This is a genomic window from Pantoea eucalypti, from assembly GCF_009646115.1.
In the GTDB taxonomy this organism is placed as follows: Bacteria; Pseudomonadota; Gammaproteobacteria; order Enterobacterales; family Enterobacteriaceae; genus Pantoea; species Pantoea eucalypti.
This window is the reverse complement of record NZ_CP045721.1, coordinates 177435-195398: the sequence shown is the minus strand read 5'-3', so window position 1 is coordinate 195398 and position 17964 is coordinate 177435. Positions and strand designations below refer to the sequence as shown.

Annotated in this window: 19 protein-coding genes; 6 read left to right on the top strand and 13 right to left on the bottom strand. The window is 53.7% G+C overall.

The genetic code is table 11. From position 1 onward, the window contains the following. Positions 1-70: 70 nt before the first annotated feature. Positions 71-1150 (bottom strand): alcohol dehydrogenase catalytic domain-containing protein, encoded by a 1080-nt coding sequence (locus tag EE896_RS19760; protein WP_039661773.1) that lies wholly within the window; start codon positions 1148-1150, stop codon positions 71-73. Positions 1151-1254: 104 nt separating this feature from the next. On the opposite strand from EE896_RS19760, the gene EE896_RS19755 reads away from it, so the two are divergent. Beyond that, positions 1255-2025 carry a helix-turn-helix transcriptional regulator gene (locus EE896_RS19755; RefSeq protein WP_003855869.1) on the top strand — a complete coding sequence of 257 codons (771 nt, stop codon included), beginning with the start codon at positions 1255-1257 and terminating at the stop codon, positions 2023-2025. A 3-nt stretch (positions 2026-2028) separates the two neighbouring features. Here the strand turns inward: EE896_RS19755 and EE896_RS19750 are convergent, their stop codons facing one another. Further along, a complete protein-coding gene (locus tag EE896_RS19750) occupies positions 2029-2598 on the bottom strand; it encodes a TetR/AcrR family transcriptional regulator (protein WP_003855868.1) in 570 nt (189 codons plus the stop codon). Positions 2599-2778: 180 nt separating this feature from the next. On the opposite strand from EE896_RS19750, the gene EE896_RS19745 reads away from it, so the two are divergent. Beyond that, complete coding sequence (locus EE896_RS19745; protein WP_181405296.1) at positions 2779-3441, top strand: glutathione S-transferase; 663 nt, start codon at positions 2779-2781, stop codon at positions 3439-3441. A 127-nt stretch (positions 3442-3568) separates the two neighbouring features. On the opposite strand, the gene EE896_RS19740 is transcribed toward EE896_RS19745, so the two are convergent. From EE896_RS19740 to EE896_RS19700, 9 genes are all read right to left on the bottom strand, one after another. Then, the gene (locus EE896_RS19740) at positions 3569-4348 is read right to left on the bottom strand and encodes an ABC transporter ATP-binding protein (RefSeq protein WP_140915529.1); all 780 of its coding nucleotides are present in this window, start codon (positions 4346-4348) and stop codon (positions 3569-3571) included. Continuing rightward, a complete protein-coding gene (locus tag EE896_RS19735; protein ID WP_039661765.1) occupies positions 4345-5031 on the bottom strand; it encodes an ABC transporter permease in 687 nt (228 codons plus the stop codon). The genes EE896_RS19740 and EE896_RS19735 overlap by 4 nt, the downstream gene beginning before the upstream one ends. A 9-nt stretch (positions 5032-5040) precedes the next feature. Beyond that, positions 5041-5766 carry an ABC transporter permease gene (locus EE896_RS19730; RefSeq protein WP_181405294.1) on the bottom strand — a complete coding sequence of 242 codons (726 nt, stop codon included), beginning with the start codon at positions 5764-5766 and terminating at the stop codon, positions 5041-5043. A 6-nt stretch (positions 5767-5772) separates the two neighbouring features. Next, a complete protein-coding gene (locus EE896_RS19725) occupies positions 5773-6621 on the bottom strand; it encodes an ABC transporter substrate-binding protein (RefSeq protein ID WP_181405295.1) in 849 nt (282 codons plus the stop codon). A 21-nt stretch (positions 6622-6642) separates the two neighbouring features. Further along, on the bottom strand, positions 6643-7830 hold the full coding sequence (locus tag EE896_RS19720; RefSeq protein WP_140915531.1) for a M20 metallopeptidase family protein: 1188 nt from the start codon (positions 7828-7830) through the stop codon (positions 6643-6645). Between the two features lie 240 nt (positions 7831-8070). After that, a complete protein-coding gene (locus tag EE896_RS19715) occupies positions 8071-8502 on the bottom strand; it encodes an alpha/beta fold hydrolase (RefSeq protein WP_238343248.1) in 432 nt (143 codons plus the stop codon). A 185-nt stretch (positions 8503-8687) separates the two neighbouring features. Beyond that, positions 8688-9407, bottom strand: a complete 720-nt coding sequence (locus EE896_RS19710; RefSeq protein WP_105099618.1) for a DJ-1/PfpI family protein — start codon at positions 9405-9407, stop codon at positions 8688-8690. A gap of 103 nt (positions 9408-9510) precedes the next feature. Next, on the bottom strand, positions 9511-9834 hold the full coding sequence (locus tag EE896_RS19705) for an AzlD domain-containing protein (RefSeq protein WP_140915543.1): 324 nt from the start codon (positions 9832-9834) through the stop codon (positions 9511-9513). After that, a complete protein-coding gene (locus tag EE896_RS19700) occupies positions 9831-10499 on the bottom strand; it encodes an AzlC family ABC transporter permease (RefSeq protein WP_003855851.1) in 669 nt (222 codons plus the stop codon). Before EE896_RS19700 ends, EE896_RS19705 begins: the two co-directional genes overlap by 4 nt. A gap of 111 nt (positions 10500-10610) precedes the next feature. Between EE896_RS19700 and EE896_RS19695 the strand changes: the two genes are divergently transcribed. Next, positions 10611-11159: a helix-turn-helix domain-containing protein gene (locus EE896_RS19695; protein WP_003855850.1), complete on the top strand. Its 549-nt coding sequence runs from the start codon at positions 10611-10613 to the stop codon at positions 11157-11159. Here the strand turns inward: EE896_RS19695 and EE896_RS19690 are convergent, their stop codons facing one another. Next, positions 11160-11498, bottom strand: coding sequence for an ASCH domain-containing protein (locus EE896_RS19690; protein WP_003855849.1), 339 nt, complete (start codon positions 11496-11498; stop codon positions 11160-11162). 121 nt (positions 11499-11619) lie between these two features. Here EE896_RS19690 and zigA point away from each other — a divergent pair, with 121 nt between their 5' ends. Together zigA and EE896_RS19680 are read left to right on the top strand one after the other, a co-directional pair. Then, the gene (gene zigA / locus EE896_RS19685) at positions 11620-12849 is read left to right on the top strand and encodes a zinc metallochaperone GTPase ZigA (protein WP_140915532.1); all 1230 of its coding nucleotides are present in this window, start codon (positions 11620-11622) and stop codon (positions 12847-12849) included. Between the two features lie 93 nt (positions 12850-12942). Beyond that, on the top strand, positions 12943-14121 hold the full coding sequence (locus tag EE896_RS19680) for an NAD(P)/FAD-dependent oxidoreductase (RefSeq protein WP_140915533.1): 1179 nt from the start codon (positions 12943-12945) through the stop codon (positions 14119-14121). Between the two features lie 3 nt (positions 14122-14124). Here EE896_RS19680 and EE896_RS19675 read toward each other — a convergent pair whose 3' ends face one another. Next, entirely contained in the window at positions 14125-15495 is a 1371-nt protein-coding gene (locus EE896_RS19675; protein ID WP_140915534.1) for an aldehyde dehydrogenase family protein, read from the bottom strand. Positions 15496-15953: 458 nt separating this feature from the next. Between EE896_RS19675 and EE896_RS19670 the strand changes: the two genes are divergently transcribed. Then, the gene (locus EE896_RS19670) at positions 15954-16883 is read left to right on the top strand and encodes a RepB family plasmid replication initiator protein (RefSeq protein WP_003855845.1); all 930 of its coding nucleotides are present in this window, start codon (positions 15954-15956) and stop codon (positions 16881-16883) included. Positions 16884-17964 lie beyond the last annotated feature (1081 nt).

Here is a 17964-nt window from a genome sequence, read left to right as displayed (position 1 = left end):
ATGAGGCGTCGTTATTGAGCGTAAATGAATAGCGCATCTAAAAGTAAGCAACAGGCTTTCTCTGAAACCGTTACGGGCGGATCACCGTCAGCTTAAAGGGACCGCTATTTTCAGCGGCATGCGTGATGGCGCGATTAATATCACTCAGTGCAAATTCCGTTACCGCGTAATGGCTGAGATCCAGTAATCCTGCCCGGATCAGCCCCACGAGCGTGTACACAGCCTGAGGTTCATACATCCACTGTCCTTTAATGGTGATGAGATTGCGCATGATCCACGGATAAGGCAGCGCCAGATCATCCCCACCCAGCATGCCGACGCCCCCCATCAGCACCGCACGACCATAGGGCCTCACCGACATAATGGCATTGCGCGCCGCGGATGCCGGAGCTGAAGGCGGGAGCAAGTCCAGCACCGCATCAATGGGACCCTCCGCAGCACTTTTCATTGCAGAAATATCTTCATCAGCGACACCGCTGAGCGTGACGGTTTCAATCCGCGAGCCAAACCGTTTCCTGAGCTCCTGCAAAACCCGCGGGTTGCGTCCGGGCGCGATGACTTTACTGACTCCCATGGCGAGGGCAGCCAGTACGGCTGAACTGCCAAAATTACCGGTGGCCCCACTAACCAGTAAGTTCTCACCGGCTTTAAGTTCCATCGCCAGCAAACCACCATAGGCCACCAGTAACGTATTGATGGCGCACCATGCAGCGGCTTCAGCAGGATCGATATCACCCATTGCCACAGCATTTTCAGTGGGCACACGAATCTGTTCGGCGAAGCTGCCATTCAGATGGTATTGCTGGATTTTTTGTCCGCCTTCCCCCCGTGCACTCCAGCCCTGTAACACGATTTCAGGCGACTGCGCGTTATCTCTTGATCGGACGGTGGGATCGCAAAAAACCCAGTCACCCGGTTTAAGCCATGCAGCATCGGGCCCTGTTTCGCGCACCCGGCCAATGGCCCCACACCCAGGAATAACCGGTGGAGGTAAAAGATATCTTCTGGCGCCACTGAATACTTCGCTGGCGTAGGAAAGAACGGGAGCGGCTACAACATCCACGATCACCTCCCCTGTTCCGAGGATCGGCGGCGGGACATCCTGAATGCTGAGTGGATTACCGAATGATTCGAGTACAGCTGCTTTCATAGTGTTACCTCTCATCTGCTGTAGAGAACACGACTATAAAAGGGCTTAACGGTGGCGAAAATAGACTAGTTTTATAGGGGTATAAATCACGACCAGGTTAACTCATGCAGCCAAAAAGTGAATTAAGTCATTTCCTGCGTTCGCGCCGCGCCAGGACCAAGCCTGACAGCAGGGATTTAAGAACCCGTGAAAGGCGTCGCACGCCGGGATTACGGCGTGAAGAGGTCGCAGCAAGAATTGGCATCAGTACAGAATGGTATACAAAAATCGAACAGGGCCGGGTAGACACGCTCTCAGACCGGATCGTCAGCGCGCTGGGCCGGGCGCTGGAGCTTGATAAGGTCGAGGTGCTGCATCTGCAGTCGCTTACTCGCCGGAAAACAGAGACTGAGAACGACGGCGTTATTCCGGAGGGCGTAATCAAACTGATTCGGAGCTTAGCCGAGCCCGCCTACGTCACTAACGCACACTGGGATGTGCTGATATGGAACAGCGCTGCTGCAGAGCTGATCACCGACTTCGGCCAGTTATCGGTCAAAGACAGGAACATCCTGATTTTCATGCTGACCACAGCTGAGGCCCGTGCCCTGTTCGGAGACACCTGGCATAAAGAAGCCCAAAGAATGCTGGGCCTGTTTCATGCTGACTACGATCGAAATGCGCATAACCCCGCATTTCCATCACTCATTAGCCGGCTTGAGCGCGAGTGTCAGGAATTCAGCGAATGGTGGAACGAGCATGTGATAGCTGCTCCCGTCTCCGGGACAAAATGCCTGACAGGCAAGGATGGCGTGAAGCGAAATTTCAGTTATTCCAGCTTCATGTCGAATGATGCGCCCTCGCTGAAGATGTCGATTTATGTGCCTGAAGGATAATGTTCATCGCGACAGCGGAATCAGGCCGGTCTCCTGATAGGTCATAATCAGGCTATCGAAAAGGTTAATATCCTGACGCGTGCGGGCAATTAATTGCGCACCGGCCACTGCGGTGTAGATCGCCAGTCCGCGCTGAGCATTTTTCCCGGTATTATCAGGTTCCTTTTCATTAAGGACCTGCGTCAGCCACTCAACGTTCGCCTCAACGAAACACTGCACCTCGCGCTTCACTTCCTCCGGCAGATCGTCATATTCCGCTGCCATAAAGCTGGAGAGACAGAGCCGGTTGGCATCTTCCAGCGACATACGGAAAATCTGCGGATAACGCTGCAGCGCCTCATCCGGTGACGCACTTTGTTCGCGAATGGTTTTTAAATTCTGCGCCGTGTCCTGACAGTATCGGTTAGCGACGGCGGCCCCCAGGTTGGCTTTGCTGGCGAAATGATAATAGATACTGGCATTCTTAATCCCCACCTCATCAGCGATGCTGCGAAAGTTAATCCCGTTATAGCCATGATTCTGAGCAGCACTCTTTGCTGCTGCCAGGATAGCTTCACGTGCGTTCAGGCTCATCAGTCGGTTTTCCTTATTGAAGTTTAAACCCATTATAAAGAAAAAATTTTACCTGCCAACTGGTAGATAGGTCTTGACAGGATAAAAATCTGGCGCCACTATCTACCTACCAATTGACAGGTAGGTATTTTAATCATGACTGATATCAACAATGCATCTGCAGCTTCTTCACTCCCCTCGATGAAAATCTATGACTGGTATGATGGCCCTTATCCTGCTCGGGTAAGAATTGCCCTGGCGGAAAAAGGATTACTTTCTCAGGTGAAATTTATTCCGATCAATCTGTGGAAAGGCGAGCACAAAAAGCCTGAATTTTTAGCGATCAATTACTCAGGAACCCTGCCAGTATTAGCGCTGAAAGATGGAACGCTGATCGCAGAGTGCACCGCGATTACGCAATATCTGGACGTGCTGGATGAAAACCCTGTTCTGACGGGCGTCACGCCGGTAGAAAAAGGCGTTATCCATATGATGACCAAACGGGCTGAAATCGAATTTCTTGATGCGGTCAGCGTCTATTTCCACCATGCCACCGCAGGATTAGGGCCAGAGGTTGAGCTCTATCAGAATGTGGAATGGGGTGAGAAGATGCGTGAAAAGGCCATCCGTGGCATGCACTATTTCGATGCCGTTTTACGCTCACAGCCTTATGTCGCGGGCAATACGTTTACGATGGCCGACATCGCTGTAACCGGCGGCATGATCTTCGCGGCTCTGGTGAACCTTGCTGTGCCAGACGAATGTACTGCTCTGAAAGCGTGGTATTCAAACATCCAGCGCCGTCCCAGCTATCAGCAGTGGCAGGCACTGGTTGAAGCGGGCCGCCCTGTTTTCAATCCTTAATTTCAGGATATTGCGTTTACAGGCTCATCTGAATCACCCAGCCTGGCTGAAAAAAACCCCGGAAATGCTTCCGGGGTTTTCTGATTTTAAGACACGCGGCTTAGCGGTAATACGTTCCCCTGCTGCTCTAGCCTGCATTACGCTCAAAGTGGCTGTTCACGAAGGTTCGGCAGCGTGGCGAGATGGGGTCAAGGAACACCTGCTCCGGCGAACCGGACTCCTCAATCATGCCCTGATGCAGAAACACCGCTTTGTTCGACACGTCACGCGCAAAGCCCATTTCGTGCGTCACGATAATCATGGTGCGTCCCTCTTCTGCCAGGCTGCGTATCACTCGTAATACTTCCCCCACCAGCTCCGGATCCAGCGCAGAGGTCGGCTCATCAAACAGGATCGCTTTCGGCTGCTGCGCCAGCGCCCGGGCAATTGCCACGCGCTGCTGCTGTCCGCCAGAGAGTTGCGACGGCCAGGCGTCGCGTTTTGCATAGAGTCCCACTTTATGCAGCAGCGCTTCGGCTTCTTCAACTGCCTCTTTATGACTGCGCTTCTGCACATGAACCGGCGCTTCGATGATATTTTGCATCACGGTTTTATGCGGCCACAGGTTGAAGCTCTGAAACACAAAGCCGAGCTGCATCCGCATCAGCTTGATACGGCGGCGCTGCTCGCGACTTAGTTTTTCATCGGCGTTATCCAGCGTAACGTTTACCTCCCCGACCGCGATTTCGCCCGCCTGCGGCACTTCCAGAAAGGGAATGCAGCGTAATAACGTACTTTTACCCGACCCACTCGCACCAATCAGCGAAATCACATCGCCATCCTGCGCGGTCAGGCTGATGTCGTGCAGCACTTCATGTCCCGCATAACTCTTTCTGAGATGACTCAGCATGATGGTTGGTGCGGTCATGAGCGTGCTCCAAAATAGTAAGGTGATAAGCGTCGTTCCAGCATCGATACCCCTTTGCTGACCAGCATGGTGAGTATCAGGTAGATCACCGCCGCGCTCAGGAACACTTCAAGCGCGCGGAAAGTGGAAGAGACTATTGAGTCAGCAATACCGGTCATCTCCATCAGGCTGATGGTGCTGACCAGCGACGTCGCTTTAATCATCGAGATGATTTCATTGCTGTAAGCCGGTAGCGCCTGTCGAATCGCAATCGGTAAGGTGATGCGGGTAAAGATCTTATAGGACGACATGCCCGAGACTTTGGCAGCCTCTAGGGATTGCTGACTGACCGCGCGCAGCCCGCCACGCAGGATCTCCGAGGTGTACGCCGCATCGTTGAGGATCAGCGCCAGCAAACCACACCAGTAAGGATCGCGCAGCAGCGGCCAGAACAGGCTTTCACGCACCGCCGGTAAACTGCCGAGGCCGTAATAGACCATAAAAATCTGGATCAGCAGCGGCGTACCGCGAAATAGCCAGACGTAGAAACGACAGAAAAAACTGCCGACGCGCGTCATGCGCAGCAGATTAAGCAGCAGCGCCAGCACGCCCCCGCCCAGTAGCGAGAGCAGCGCCAGGTTGATAGTCAGCGGTAATCCTTTCAGCAACGCCACCAGCGTCTGCTGTAAAAACATCATATCCACGTGGACTCCTTACCCCTTCACGCGCTGTTGACCGCGCATCGCAAACTTTTCCACGTAGCGGAAAACCATATCGGAACAGGTGGTGATAATCAGGTAGATCACCGCACCCACGCTGTAGAAGAAAAAGGACATTTGGGTGGAGTTGGCTGCCGTGGAAACCTGATTCATGGTTTCGACCAGTCCGGTGACAGAGACCAGCGCCGACTCTTTGATAACAGATTGCCACTGGTTGCCCATGCCCGGCAGCGCAGTGCGTAACGCCTGCGGCACGATAATGCGTCGAAACATCATCAGCCGCCCCATGCCGGTTACCGTCGCGGCTTCCAGCGTACCGCCCGGAATGGCGTAGAACGCGCCGCGAAACACACCACTTTGATAGGCGCCGGAGATCAGCCCGATGGCGATCGCACCCGCGACAAAACCGTTCACATCGAACGGTCCCTGGAATCCCAGCGCGTTGCCCACGGTGGAGACCACCTGGCGTCCACCAAAGTAGAACAGATAGATCACCAGCAGTTCCGGCACGCCGCGAAACAGCGTGATGTAGCCTGCCGCAAGCCGCTGCTGCCAGCGCGATCCAGCAATCTGCATCCAGCAAAGTACGCTGCCCAGCATCGCTCCCAGCAACCAGGCGCAGAGTGATACGCTGACAGTAACGGCTGCGGCGTTAAGCAACACACCACCCCATCCCTCATCGCCGAAACCCAGAATCTGCCAGTCAATATTCATCAACATCAGCCGTTACGCTTTTGGCGCGACATCTTCGCCAAACCATTTAATCGACAGTTTGCTCAGCGTTCCGTCTTTGATCATGGAATCCAGCGCCTGATTCAGCACCTGCTGCAGCTCGCTGTTGCCTTTACGCAGACCAATGGCCGATCCCGCACCCAGCACGCCACCGGAGAAGCCGTAGCCGCTGCTACTGATCGCATCGCTGTTTTTTTTCACAAAGGCGTTAAGGTTGGTGCGCGAAGCCATGACGGCATCGACGCGGCCATTCATCAGGTCGGCGAAGGTTTCAGGACCGGCCTGATACGTGCGAATGGTGGCGACATCGCCCAGATATTTTTGCAGGAAGTCCGCCTGAATGGTGGCAACCTGTACCGCGATCGTTTTTCCTTTAAAGGTGGTTTTCAGATCGTCGATCGCTTTTTTCATGCCAGCGGCATCATCCGCCGTCACAACCGTGCCACTGCCTGGCAGCGTGGCCAGTGGGCTTTTTTTGGCGGTCACAAAACTTGAGACGCTGACGGTGTACTGATGGGTGAAATCGATCGCTTCAGCACGCTTTGGCGTCACAGTCACGGCGTCGACCACTGCATCATATTTACCGTCGATCAGGCCAGGAATCATGCCCGACCATTTCTGCGCGATGATTTCATATTTAAAGCCTGCACGCTTTGCCAGTTCCGCCACCATATCCGGTTCATAGCCCACGATTTTACCGCTCGGCGTAGTCTGGTTAAACGGAGGATAGGCCGCTTCGGTAGCAAACTTCAGTGTGCCGAAATCTTTCGCCTGGCTGAATGCGGAAGTGGCGAGCAGTGCCACGGTCAGAGAAGCCGTGAACAGACGGTTGCGCATCATCATAAAAACCTCATTTATTTATTATTAAGAGAGCAAATCAATTGCAAGGCGGGTCAGCGCCTGCGTCCCGGCGGTAATGCTTCGTTCATCAGGCTGATAATCGGAATTATGCAGATGATCGTCCCGGCCTGGCGTGGCCGAACCAATATGGATCTGGCAACCCGGAACCCGTTCGGTGAACAGTGAAAAATCTTCGGCGCCAAAGCTGGCGCTGGGCTGCGCGATGATCGCTTTATCAAACTGATGCGACAGAATCTCTTCCAGTGAATCAATCAGGCGATCGTCATTCATTAATGGCGGCACACCACGCTGGAAGTTAACCTCCACGCGCACGTTCTGTGCCAGCGCCACCCCCTCGCACATCCGCTTAAATGAGGCTTCCATGGCAGCACGCACTTCTGGCGATTTGGTGCGGATGGTGCCCTGGAACAGACAGCTGTCAGGAATGATATTGTGGGTAGTCCCACCCTGAATGTGCCCAATAGTCAGGACGGCAGAGTGTGCAGGATCGCGTTCACGAGAAATGATGGTCTGCAACTGGCTGATAAGATGCACGGTGGCGAGTATTGGATCGGTGCCCATGTGCGGACGTGCCGCGTGTGTGGATACGCCGTGTACCGTGACATCGAATTCGTCGCTGGAGGCGGTGCTGGCACCGCGTGTCAGGGCAACTTCCCCCGCCGCCAGTTCAGGCTTGTTATGCAAAGTGACAGCCCAGTCGATGCCCTCCGCTACGCCGTCCGCGATCATCGCTTCAGCACCACTTTCGGGTGTTTCTTCTGCAGGCTGGAAAATCAGCCGGACGCGCCCTTTAAGCTGCTGACGATAGCGTGGTAATAACGTTGCCACACCCAGCATCGTCGCAGTGTGAATATCGTGACCGCAGGCGTGCATTTTACCAGGATAGCGGCTGGCAAAAGGTAAACCGGTCTGTTCCTGGATTGGCAGCGCGTCCATGTCGGCGCGCAACAGCAATGTTTTGCCCGGCTCTGCACCGTCGATATCCACCACCACACCGCTGCGACCTACACCGGTGCGGGGATGAAGTCCCAGCGCCTGCAGATAGTCGGTGACCAGCCTGGCTGTGCGCAGCGTATCAAAGCCTAATTCAGGATGCGCATGGATATCACGTCGAATCGCCACTAATTGCGATTCCAGTTCATTAACTCCGGCTTTAATTTCTCCGGCCAGTCGTGCCTTTTCCTGATTCATCGCAGCCCCGGCAATATGCTATCGGCAGTCTGCTGCCGACGGTTTTATTTAACTCATCCTGAAGGTGGATGATAATGACGGTTTATTTATTCACAGCACGACTCAGAAAGCAACGCGGAATAACCCACAGTTAGTGATTTAAAATCAATAAGATAGACATATTTACTGGAAAGGCGTATGAGATAGCAGCGGATCAGCAAGAATATTAATAATCCGCTGCACACTATTACTTTCCCTTATTTACAGAGGCGTTAATTCGCTTTTATTCGTGGTGTGAGTAAAAAAGTTTGCCAGTATTTCCGCTAATTTCACCGGTTGTTCGTCAGGAATAAAATGACCACAGTTAAGGATAATTTGACTGCTAACCTGGTGCGCAACGGCGCGTAACGGTGTCGCCATATCAGGAATCGATCCCTGATCGGCGGTAATTGCCAGCAGTGGCACAGCCAGTTTACCTTTTCGCGCACGCTGGCGATTCGGCTCTGCCGACTGCGCAAAGGCCCGGTAAAAAGCCAACCCAGCCCGCAATGCGCCGGGTTGCTGAAAAACACGCAGATATTCATGACGGGCCGCCGCATCGATGCGATGTGGATTGGCTGACTTACGGTTAAAAAACCAGTCGGGATAGATCGCTTCTCTGCCGGTAATCAGTGCTTCCTGTAAATCATCCACGCAGTGAAAACCGAAATGCCAGGTTTTCCAGGCGCTTATGGTGCAGCTTATCTTTACTGAAGAAACCGGGTGATGGGACAGTGCTGATTAACTTGCAGACCGCCGCGATCCACATCCCGACGCCGGGCGATAAATTACGGGTTATCGCCCTGACATTGCTCCTTTCGATGTCACTCTTACTGCTGCTATTGCGTATTCCCGGCATCCGGAAGCTGTTCAGCCTGTAGTCGCTGTGCGGCACGCATGGTTGCGGCCCGGCGCGTAGCAATAAACGCCGCCATCTTCGCCTTTGCCTGCTCGACTTCCTGTGGCGGTGCGGTCTTAGGGGAACCGCTGGTGAATGGCGGTTGTGGATCATATTCCATCTGTAGCTGAACCGCTTTCGCCACTGCGTCACCTGCGATTTCTGCCACCAGCGTCAGGGCAAAATCGATGCCCGAGGTCACACCTGCCCCGCTGATGCGATTACGGTCACGCACCACCCGCTGACTGACCGGATCCGCACCCAGCAAGGCCAGCTGATCGATTGAACTCCAGTGCGATGTCGCGCGATATCCTTTAAGCAATCCGGCAGCCCCCAGCACCAGCGATCCGGTACAGACCGATGTAATCCACTGTGCCTGAGCGGCCTGCTTTTGAAGGAAGTTCAGCGTAACGTCATCTGACATCAGGGCGATTTGACCCGGTCCGCCGGGCACACAGATCACATCCAGTTGCGGGCATGTATCAAACGTCATGGTGGGCAATACAGACAGGCCTCGATCGGAACGCACTGGCTGTAGATCTTTCCAGACCAGATGACAACTGGTGTCGGGCGTGCGCGCAAACACCTCCCAGGGACCGGTTAGATCGAGTTGTGTGACATCAGGAAAGAGTAAAAGGCCAATCTGTAACGGACGATTCATAGGTGAACTCCGATCAGGTGATAAACCCTCATCATGCCGTTATGCCCATGCAGATAGCAATCCTGGACGGGACGCAGTTAAGCAGCCACAGGACAAATCAGCATCAGGATACGCCAAGGAAACGTAACAGCGCCGTCATCACCGCCGCCCCCAGAATAATCACAATCAGCGGAGCCCGACGCCACGCCAGTAATAGCGCAAAGCCTACGCCAGCCACACGAGCCTCACCGGCAAAATGGTGCCCCTCAAACAACGTGGTGGTCGCAGCTACCGCCAGCAGCAAGACAGTGGCAGCGTCAGAGAGTATCTGCTGGGTGCGCTCGCTGACAGGCAGACGGTTTCCCAGCCTGACGCCTGCGAAACGCATCAGATACGTCCCTGCGGCCAGCATAGCAATGCCGGCAATGATCATTCCCTGATGCGTCATTTGCGCGATCTCCATGTCAGCAGGCCCAGCAGTGAGAACAACACCGGCATGCCCGCCGGAACCAGTGGCGTCGCCAGCAGCGAGAGTAACGCCCCGACAGTGGCAGGGATCCGGGTTCGTCGCTGTCGCAGCGCGGGAAAAATGAGGGCAATCAGAATGGCCGGGAATACCGCATCCAGCCCAATCACCGAGACATCAGGAATAAACTGCCCTATCGCCGCGCCGGTCATCACGCTGACAGGCCAGATAAAGCCGATGCCGATGCCGCACAGCCAGTAAGCGCTACGACGCTGAGCCAGTTGAGGCTGAGAGATTCCGAATACCACGCTTTCATCGTTCATGATGTGACAGCCAAACCAACCCCGCGGGCCCGTTCCCACCAGATCTTTTACCGCAATACCGAACGGCAGATGACGCGCGTTCACCAGCAAGCCCGCAGCGGCGGCGGTAAAGGGGCTGCCGCCACCGGCCACAATGCCAATAAACAGAAACTCTGACGCCCCCGCCAGCACCAGCGTTGAGAGCGCCAGTGGCACCCAGAGCGGAAATCCGTCGGCGGAGGCCAGCGAGCCATAAGATAAACCGACGATCCCATCAGCCAGGCAGACCAGGAAAATCGCTTTAATTACCCCTTTGTCCAGCAACTGCATTTGCGGAAAACGCATCACTCTGTCTCATAATGAACGTATAATCCGATATAATGAACATCGCCACGGCGATTTACAAGATGAACGTTATGTTCGATATAAAAAACACTTTGAGTTTCGGGAGTGCATTTGAATACCCCTATCAGCATTATTGCTAACGCTTTAGTGCGTGAACGTCAGCGAGCAGGTCTGTCACTGGCTGAAGTAGCACGCCGCGCAGGGATCGCCAAATCTACGCTGTCACAACTGGAAGCGGGAAATGGTAATCCGGGCATTGAGACGCTGTGGTCGTTGTGCGTGACGCTGAATATTCCCTTTTCACGTCTGCTGGAACCTGATGCACGTCGCCTGCAGGTGATACGACGTGGAGAAGGTCTGTCGGTTACCGCCGATCTGGCCGATTATCAGGCCGTTTTGCTGGCATCCTGCCCACCCGGCGTGCGGCGTGATATTTATCTGCTGGAGGTCCAGCCGGGGAGCGAACGCATTTCACAGCCTCACATCCCCAATACCATTGAGCATATTATTATTGCCAAAGGGCGTGCGCTGGTTGGTCCGGTAGAGAGTGCTGTGGAGCTGGATGTGGGTGATTACATTACCTATCCGGGCGATGAGCTTCATATCTTCCGGGCACTGGAAGCCGATACGCTGGCACTGCTGGTCATTGAGCACAGTTAATTAGCGTTCGGCGAGCTTTACCTGAGTTTCGGCGGGCGTGAGGTGTGTGATCAGCTGCACCTCACTGCTCAGACTGATCTCTGGATAGTGTTCGCGCATCCCCGCCAGCAGCACCGCATCCGGCCATTCAGCCTCCTTCCCCAGCCGTGCGGCGATGTGATTCAGGCGCAGCGTTTCGATCCTCGTCACCCATACAATTACCGTGTCGGTTGCATCCTCCTGATTGACCAGTTTCAGTGGACCGGTGACGACATCACCTTCCTGCCAGCGTATCGTTGAGGTTTTCACGCCGCTTCTGACGTCCGGTACAAGACGCGGCACCAGAGTGAGTGTTTGCATCACTTCTCCTTCTTTTTAACTATTTTCATTATCAAACAGGGGAACAGAAATCGCGATTGAAAAGAGGCTGATTAATGTTATGTTATAACATATATATTAATCACTACTGACAGGTAACACTATGCCACTCTCCCTCCTGACATCCGAGGATCCCCGACTGCCGGTTACCGTTCTCTCTGGCTTTCTCGGTGCCGGTAAAACCACCCTGCTCAACCATATTCTTAATAACCGCGAAGGACGGCGGATTGCGGTCATCGTCAATGATATGTCTGAAATTAATATCGACGCTGCGCTGGTGCGCGACGGCGGCGCACAGCTGTCACGTACCGATGAAAAGCTGGTTGAAATGAGTAACGGCTGCATCTGCTGCACGCTGCGAGAAGACCTGCTGCTGGAGGTGAAACGTCTGGCGCTGGCCGGTCGCTTCGATCATCTGGTAATTGAGTCTACCGGGATCTCTGAACCGCTGCCGGTTGCTGAAACCTTTACGTTTGAAGATGAAGAAGGTGAAAGTCTGTCGGCTTATGCGCGTCTGGATAGCATGGTTACCGTGGTGGATGGCTTCAATTTTCTGCGAGATTATCGTTCAGTCGATGATCTTCAGTCCCGCGGCGAGTCACTGGGCGAGGAGGATACGCGTTCTGTGGTTGATTTACTGGTAGATCAGATTGAGTTCTGTGATTTGCTGGTACTGAACAAAACGGATCTGCTCAGCCAGACGCAATTGCATGAACTGCAGGGCATGCTGCGTGCGCTCAATCCAGATGCCCTTATTGTGAACAGTGAGTTTGGCCAGGTTCCGCTCGATTGCCTGCTCAATACCCGTCGCTTTAATTTTGATCGTGCAGCACAGGCACCAGGCTGGTTGCAGACCCTGCGTGGTGAGCATCAACCGGAATCGGAGGAGTATGGCATTCGCAGTTTTGTCTATCGCGCCCGCCGTCCGTTCCATCCGCTGCGTTTCTGGGAAGTTGTTAATCACCAGCTTGACGGTGTTATCCGTTCTAAGGGCTACTTCTGGCTCGCCAGCCGGCCTGACTATGCTGCGATGTGGTCGCAGGCGGGCGCTGTGGCTCGTCAGGGTTATGCCGGGCGCTGGTGGGTAAGTGTGCCGCGGATGGACTGGCCACAGGATGCGGATACTCTCAATTTCATCGCTGAACACTGGCAGGAAGGGACTGGCGATGCGCGCCAGGAGCTGGTTTTTATCGGCATTGAAATGGATGAAAAGCGCATTCTTTCCGCGCTCGACCACGCACTGCTGACACCCTATGAGATGGCTGCGGGCCCTGAGCAGTGGATCAATCTGCCCGATCCTGTGCCTGACTGGTTTGATGAAGCCACTATCTGAAGCTGCGGTTGACGTCCTTTGTCGACTTCGCAATAGTGAAACGACCCGGCGGGAAGCAGTTTTCCACTCATCCCTGTTCAGGAGAGACCAGATATGCCACAACGTATTGCCGTAATCGGTGCAGGCGTGCTGGGTTTAGCCGTCGCGCAATCATTGTCGCGACGGGGCGCGCAGGTCACCGTCTTCGATAAAAACTATCCTGGCAGCGGAACCAGTCAAATCAGCTATGCCTGGGTTAATGCCAACGGCAAGGAACCCACCAGCTACCATGATCTGAATGCCCATGCGATAGACGAGCACAAGCGCTGGCAGGCCAGTCATCCTGCATCACCCCAATGGCTGCTGGAAACCGGCACGCTGGAGTGGGCAGCCGATCAATCGTCCCTGTGCCAGCTGGCGCGACGCGCAGCAAAGCTCACAACGCTTGATTATCCCGTTGAAAAACGTAGCCGCGCCGCACTTCTGGATGCTCTGCCCGCGTTGCGGCTCGATCCCCGCATTCAGCACGCATGGTTTTTCCCGTCGGAGTGCCTGCTCTATCCGAGCTTGTTTATCGCCTCTCTGCTGGCGGACCTGCGCGCCAGTGGCGGACAGCTGGTCTGCAACAATGAAGTGACAACGCTGACTGAAACAAATCGGGATGTGCATCTGACACTGGCCAGTGGTGATGAATGGCGTGGCGATCAGCTGGTACTGGCGACTGGCCGCTGGGCACCGGAACTCATGAGTCAATGTGGGCTTGAACTGGCGATGACCGATGCAAATCGCGCCGATCCTGTTGCCTGTAGTTTTCTGGCGCAGACGCAGCCTCTGCCGATCCCACTTAAATGCAATTTGATAACCCCGGAACTGAATGTACGGCCGGATGGCGGCGGCCGCCTGATGCTGCAGGCGCTGGATCTGGATCAGCATGCAGATCCGGCACGGCCGGTCTCGCCGGATGGACTGATCGGTAAAGAGATGCTGCGCCGATTACGTCGGCTGTTTAAAAACGCGGAAGGTGCGAGAATTGAGCGGATTGAAACAGGACAGCGGTCGCGTCCGGCTGATGGCTTACCGGCAACAGGCTACATCAGCGCGTCAGCACGCGTTTATCTGATGGTCAGCCATAGCGGAATGACCCTTGCCCCGTTGCTGGGCAGGCTGGTGGCTGAGGAGATGCTGAGCGGCACAGCGTCACCGATGCTGAGTGCGTTTGCACCGGATCGGTTGCTGCGTCCGCTCAGTGCGGTCGCTAAAGCAGCGCCCGCTTATCTTCCATCGGCGCAATAAGAACTAGCGGCGGTTTTTCCACACGGTCTGCACGTTACAGAATTCGTGCACACCAAAGTGCGACAGCTCACGGCCGTAGCCGCTTTTCTTCACGCCACCGATGGTAACGCGCGGATCGGACGCGCCGTTGCCATTGATAAACACCGCACCAACCTCCAGCTGCCGCGCCAGTTGATCGGCAATCTCTTCGTTACCGCTCCAGACGGTTGCACTGAGGCCAAACTCACTGTCATTGGCGATCTCCAGTGCATGTTGAGGATCCCGTGCCACAGCAATAGCCGCGACCGGGCCAAACAGCTCCTGTCTGAATGCGGTCATGTTACTGGTGACATCTGCGAGAATGGTCGGCGCATAGTAGTTACCCTGCCCTGCTACTTTTTCACCACCCAGCACCAGACGTGCGCCTTCGCTCAGTGTCGCTTTAACCTGTCCATCCAGTTCGTCACGCAGATCGGCGCGAGCCATTGGGCCCAGGAAGGTGTTTTCATCCAGAGGATCGCCCATGGTGAGCGCCTGAACCGCGGCCGTGAAACGCTTTTCAAACTCTTCTGCAATTGGCGCTTCAATAATAAAGCGTTTAGCGGCCATGCAGACCTGCCCGGTATTCTGGAAACGCCCAATGACAGCAGATTTAACCGCTTCATCAAGATCGGCATCTGCCAGCACGATAAAGGGATCGGATCCGCCCAATTCCAGCACGGTTTTCTTCAATGCTGCACCTGCCTGTGCGGCGATGGCTGCGCCAGCCCGTACGCTGCCGGTTACGGCGACGGCAGCAATACGATCATCTTTGATGGCGACTGAGACACCGTCGTTGTCGACGTTGACCAGGTTGAAGCCACCCGCTGGCAGATCGGTTGCGCTGAACAGCTCAGCCATCAGTGTGGCGCTGCCCATGACGTTAGGCGCGTGTTTCAGCAGATAGGTGTTACCTGCCAGCAACATGCTCACTGCGCCTCGCAGAACCTGCCACAGTGGGAAATTCCATGGCATCACCGCCAGGATCACCCCGATGGGACGGAATCGTTGCCATGCATCAGCAATCTGGGTGGGCTGGTCGGCCAGCATTGCAGGGCCATGCTCAGCATACCAGTCGCATAAGTTGGCGCATTTAAGGACTTCAGCGCGTGCCTGCGAAATGGGTTTTCCCATCTCCGTTGTGATCATACGGGAAAGATCAGGCTCTCGCAGACGCAGTTGCTCACCAAGCTGGCGTAATACGCGAACCCGATCGGTCATGCTGCTGTGTTTCCATGTGGCAAAAGCTGATGCGCTGGTTTCAAGCGTCTGCTCCAGCTCTGCCGGGTTTTGCAGTGGATAGCGTGCCAGAATTTCACCAGTTGCGGGGTTATGTGATAGGGCATGTTCAGTCATGGTGCCGTTTTCCTCATTCTGTCAGTGATGGAGAGACGATACGCGCTGTAGTTGATGATGAAAAATGAATAATAGTGAGGAAGTTGTTTATTATATGAGAATCTGGAATTTGTGGTGCGAAGATTCAGTCAAGTAATCTGCTAATTGCTAACAATCATTTGCTGATAAATAACATGTACGAAGATTACGTTTTGAAGCAGTTTTCCACTTATACAGTGACCAGATCCTAAAAGACGATCCTTAATAGATCATAGAGAGATCCTAAGAGATCCCCGATCGTCGCAGGCCGCGCCCACCAAGGGCTAAAAGGGTGATCGTGTTCACTATAATCAGTAAAGTGTTCACTGTAATCAGTACTTTATTCACTGTACCAGGTAGAATGTTCACTGTAAACAGTGCTAATGTTCACTGTAGTCAGAAAACGATCCCTTTCATCCACAGAATGAAGATCTTACGCCATGGCAGATAAAGACAACGAAAACAAAGCGTTACTAGAACCTTTTCTGTCTGTGACAAAAAACAGTGGTGAAGTTATCCAGCTTCATCCCAACAAGAATAATACCGTTCAGCCCGTCGCATTAATGCGTCTCGGGCTCTTTGTGCCAACGCTGAAATCGACCGCTCGCGGGAAATCCGGGGCGATGGCCTCAACAGATGCGACGAAAGAGCTAAAGAACCTGACGCTGGTGAAAGCGGAGGGTTACGAAAAGATTACCATTACCGGCGCGCGGCTGGATATGGATAACGATTTCAAAACCTGGGCAGGTATTATTCAGTCATTCTCGCGTTATCCGACCAAAGGCGACACGGTCACCCTGCCGTTTATTGATTTTGTGAAGATGTGCGGCATTCCCTCTGCTAACTCTTCCGCTGCGCTACGAAAACGCCTTGATGCCTCGCTACGACGTATTGCGACCAATACCCTCTCCTTTGAAGGCAATGGCAAGGCGTATCATACCCACCTGGTGCAGTCTGCTTATTACGACCGTGAAAAAGATATCGTCCGCATTCAGGCTGATCCTAAGCTGTTCGAACTTTATAATTTCGACCACAAAGTACTGCTTCAGCTCCGGGCCATCTCCCGCCTCAAGCGTAAAGAGTCTGCGCAGGCGCTCTACACCTTCCTGGAGAGTCTGCCGACCAATCCGGCACCCATCTCCCTTGCACGTTTGCGCATGCGTCTTAACCTCGGTTCAAAGACCACTACGCAGAACCACGTGGTAAGGCGCGCGATGGAGCAGCTAAAAGAGATCGGTTATCTGGATTATTCAGAAGTGAAGCGCGGCCGCTCTGTGTTTTTCATTATTCACAGTCGCACGCCTAAGCTTGATGGTATCGGTAATCTGGAGAGCATTGATTCGCTGGATGAGATCGAGTTTGAAGATTAACGCCTGACGTTCACTGTAATCAGCATTCCTGCGTGGCAGTGTCACTTCCTCTGAGCAGGATGACATTGCTTCCATGACTTCACCCTTCACTGTAATCAGTACTCCTCAGGCATTCACTGTAATCAGTATTGTTCACTGTAATCAGTAAAGGCTATGTGATGACCCACGCCCCGATGTTAGCCTGCAACTCTCTACGCGGTTATTTATAAGGCTTTTAGAGTAAGTATGTACTTACATACTTTATTGCTAGTATCTGTCTCTGCCCTGTTTACTGATTACAGTGAATGTATGGATTCAGGCTAAGGGCACGTCTCTCTTTTACCGATTACAGTGAACGCTACTGATTACAGTGAATGTTAGTACTCTGTTGTGCCACTCAGGCTCATCGCGGGATCGTGCCTCCCAGTCAGTGATGACGGACAGGCCAGGCTGTTGATCAACGTGACACTGTTACTGATTACAGTGAATGTATGCAGGCTGACATCGTCCTCTTTCCTGCGCATTGCTGCCATCCCGTTTGCCATCTGGTCTACTGATTACAGTGAACGTTTATACCTGAAGCCCCATTCAGGGCAGTCCAGGTTGCTATGATTGAGCAGCGACGTCCTGCTGATTACAGTGAACGTTCTACTGAATACAGTGAATCTTTGTTGAGAGAATAGACGAGTTGTTGCGTCGGCTACTGATAACAGTGAATGTTACGTCACAAGAGTCATGCCCTTATTGATGTACAAAAGCAGAGGACCGCCTGATCCAGGCTTGTCAGTCATAGCGTACACGTTGAAAGTCATAGTTTGTTTGTCACGGCTGGGCACCGGTTGGCGCTGTAAGAACGCGCACTCTTGACTGACTACAGTGAATGTTTGTGAAGTCCTTACTGTGTCTACTGACTATAGTGAATGTCGTTCGCTTCAGTCAGGATTTACTGATTACAGTGAACGCAGACGAACCCTTATCCTCTTCACCACCGACCTACTCTGGCCTGGAATTTGGCGATGTCTGGCCTTTCATTTGGTCCCAATGCTTTTATGACTCACTCACATTTAAATAGCCTGATATTGCTGACTACAGTGAACGTTTA

Coding starts and splice junctions, on each gene's coding strand:
- EE896_RS19760 (WP_039661773.1), bottom strand. CDS start 1,150: ATGAAAGCAGCTGTACTCGAATCATTCGGTAATCCACTCAGCATTCAG.
- EE896_RS19755 (WP_003855869.1), top strand. CDS start 1,255: ATGCAGCCAAAAAGTGAATTAAGTCATTTCCTGCGTTCGCGCCGCGCC.
- EE896_RS19750 (WP_003855868.1), bottom strand. CDS start 2,598: ATGAGCCTGAACGCACGTGAAGCTATCCTGGCAGCAGCAAAGAGTGCT.
- EE896_RS19745 (WP_181405296.1), top strand. CDS start 2,779: ATGAAAATCTATGACTGGTATGATGGCCCTTATCCTGCTCGGGTAAGA.
- EE896_RS19740 (WP_140915529.1), bottom strand. CDS start 4,348: ATGACCGCACCAACCATCATGCTGAGTCATCTCAGAAAGAGTTATGCG.
- EE896_RS19730 (WP_181405294.1), bottom strand. CDS start 5,766: ATGTTGATGAATATTGACTGGCAGATTCTGGGTTTCGGCGATGAGGGA.
- EE896_RS19725 (WP_181405295.1), bottom strand. CDS start 6,621: ATGATGATGCGCAACCGTCTGTTCACGGCTTCTCTGACCGTGGCACTG.
- EE896_RS19720 (WP_140915531.1), bottom strand. CDS start 7,830: ATGAATCAGGAAAAGGCACGACTGGCCGGAGAAATTAAAGCCGGAGTT.
- EE896_RS19710 (WP_105099618.1), bottom strand. CDS start 9,407: ATGAATCGTCCGTTACAGATTGGCCTTTTACTCTTTCCTGATGTCACA.
- EE896_RS19705 (WP_140915543.1), bottom strand. CDS start 9,834: ATGACGCATCAGGGAATGATCATTGCCGGCATTGCTATGCTGGCCGCA.
- EE896_RS19700 (WP_003855851.1), bottom strand. CDS start 10,499: ATGCGTTTTCCGCAAATGCAGTTGCTGGACAAAGGGGTAATTAAAGCG.
- EE896_RS19690 (WP_003855849.1), bottom strand. CDS start 11,498: ATGCAAACACTCACTCTGGTGCCGCGTCTTGTACCGGACGTCAGAAGC.
- zigA (WP_140915532.1), top strand. CDS start 11,620: ATGCCACTCTCCCTCCTGACATCCGAGGATCCCCGACTGCCGGTTACC.
- EE896_RS19680 (WP_140915533.1), top strand. CDS start 12,943: ATGCCACAACGTATTGCCGTAATCGGTGCAGGCGTGCTGGGTTTAGCC.
- EE896_RS19675 (WP_140915534.1), bottom strand. CDS start 15,495: ATGACTGAACATGCCCTATCACATAACCCCGCAACTGGTGAAATTCTG.
- EE896_RS19670 (WP_003855845.1), top strand. CDS start 15,954: ATGGCAGATAAAGACAACGAAAACAAAGCGTTACTAGAACCTTTTCTG.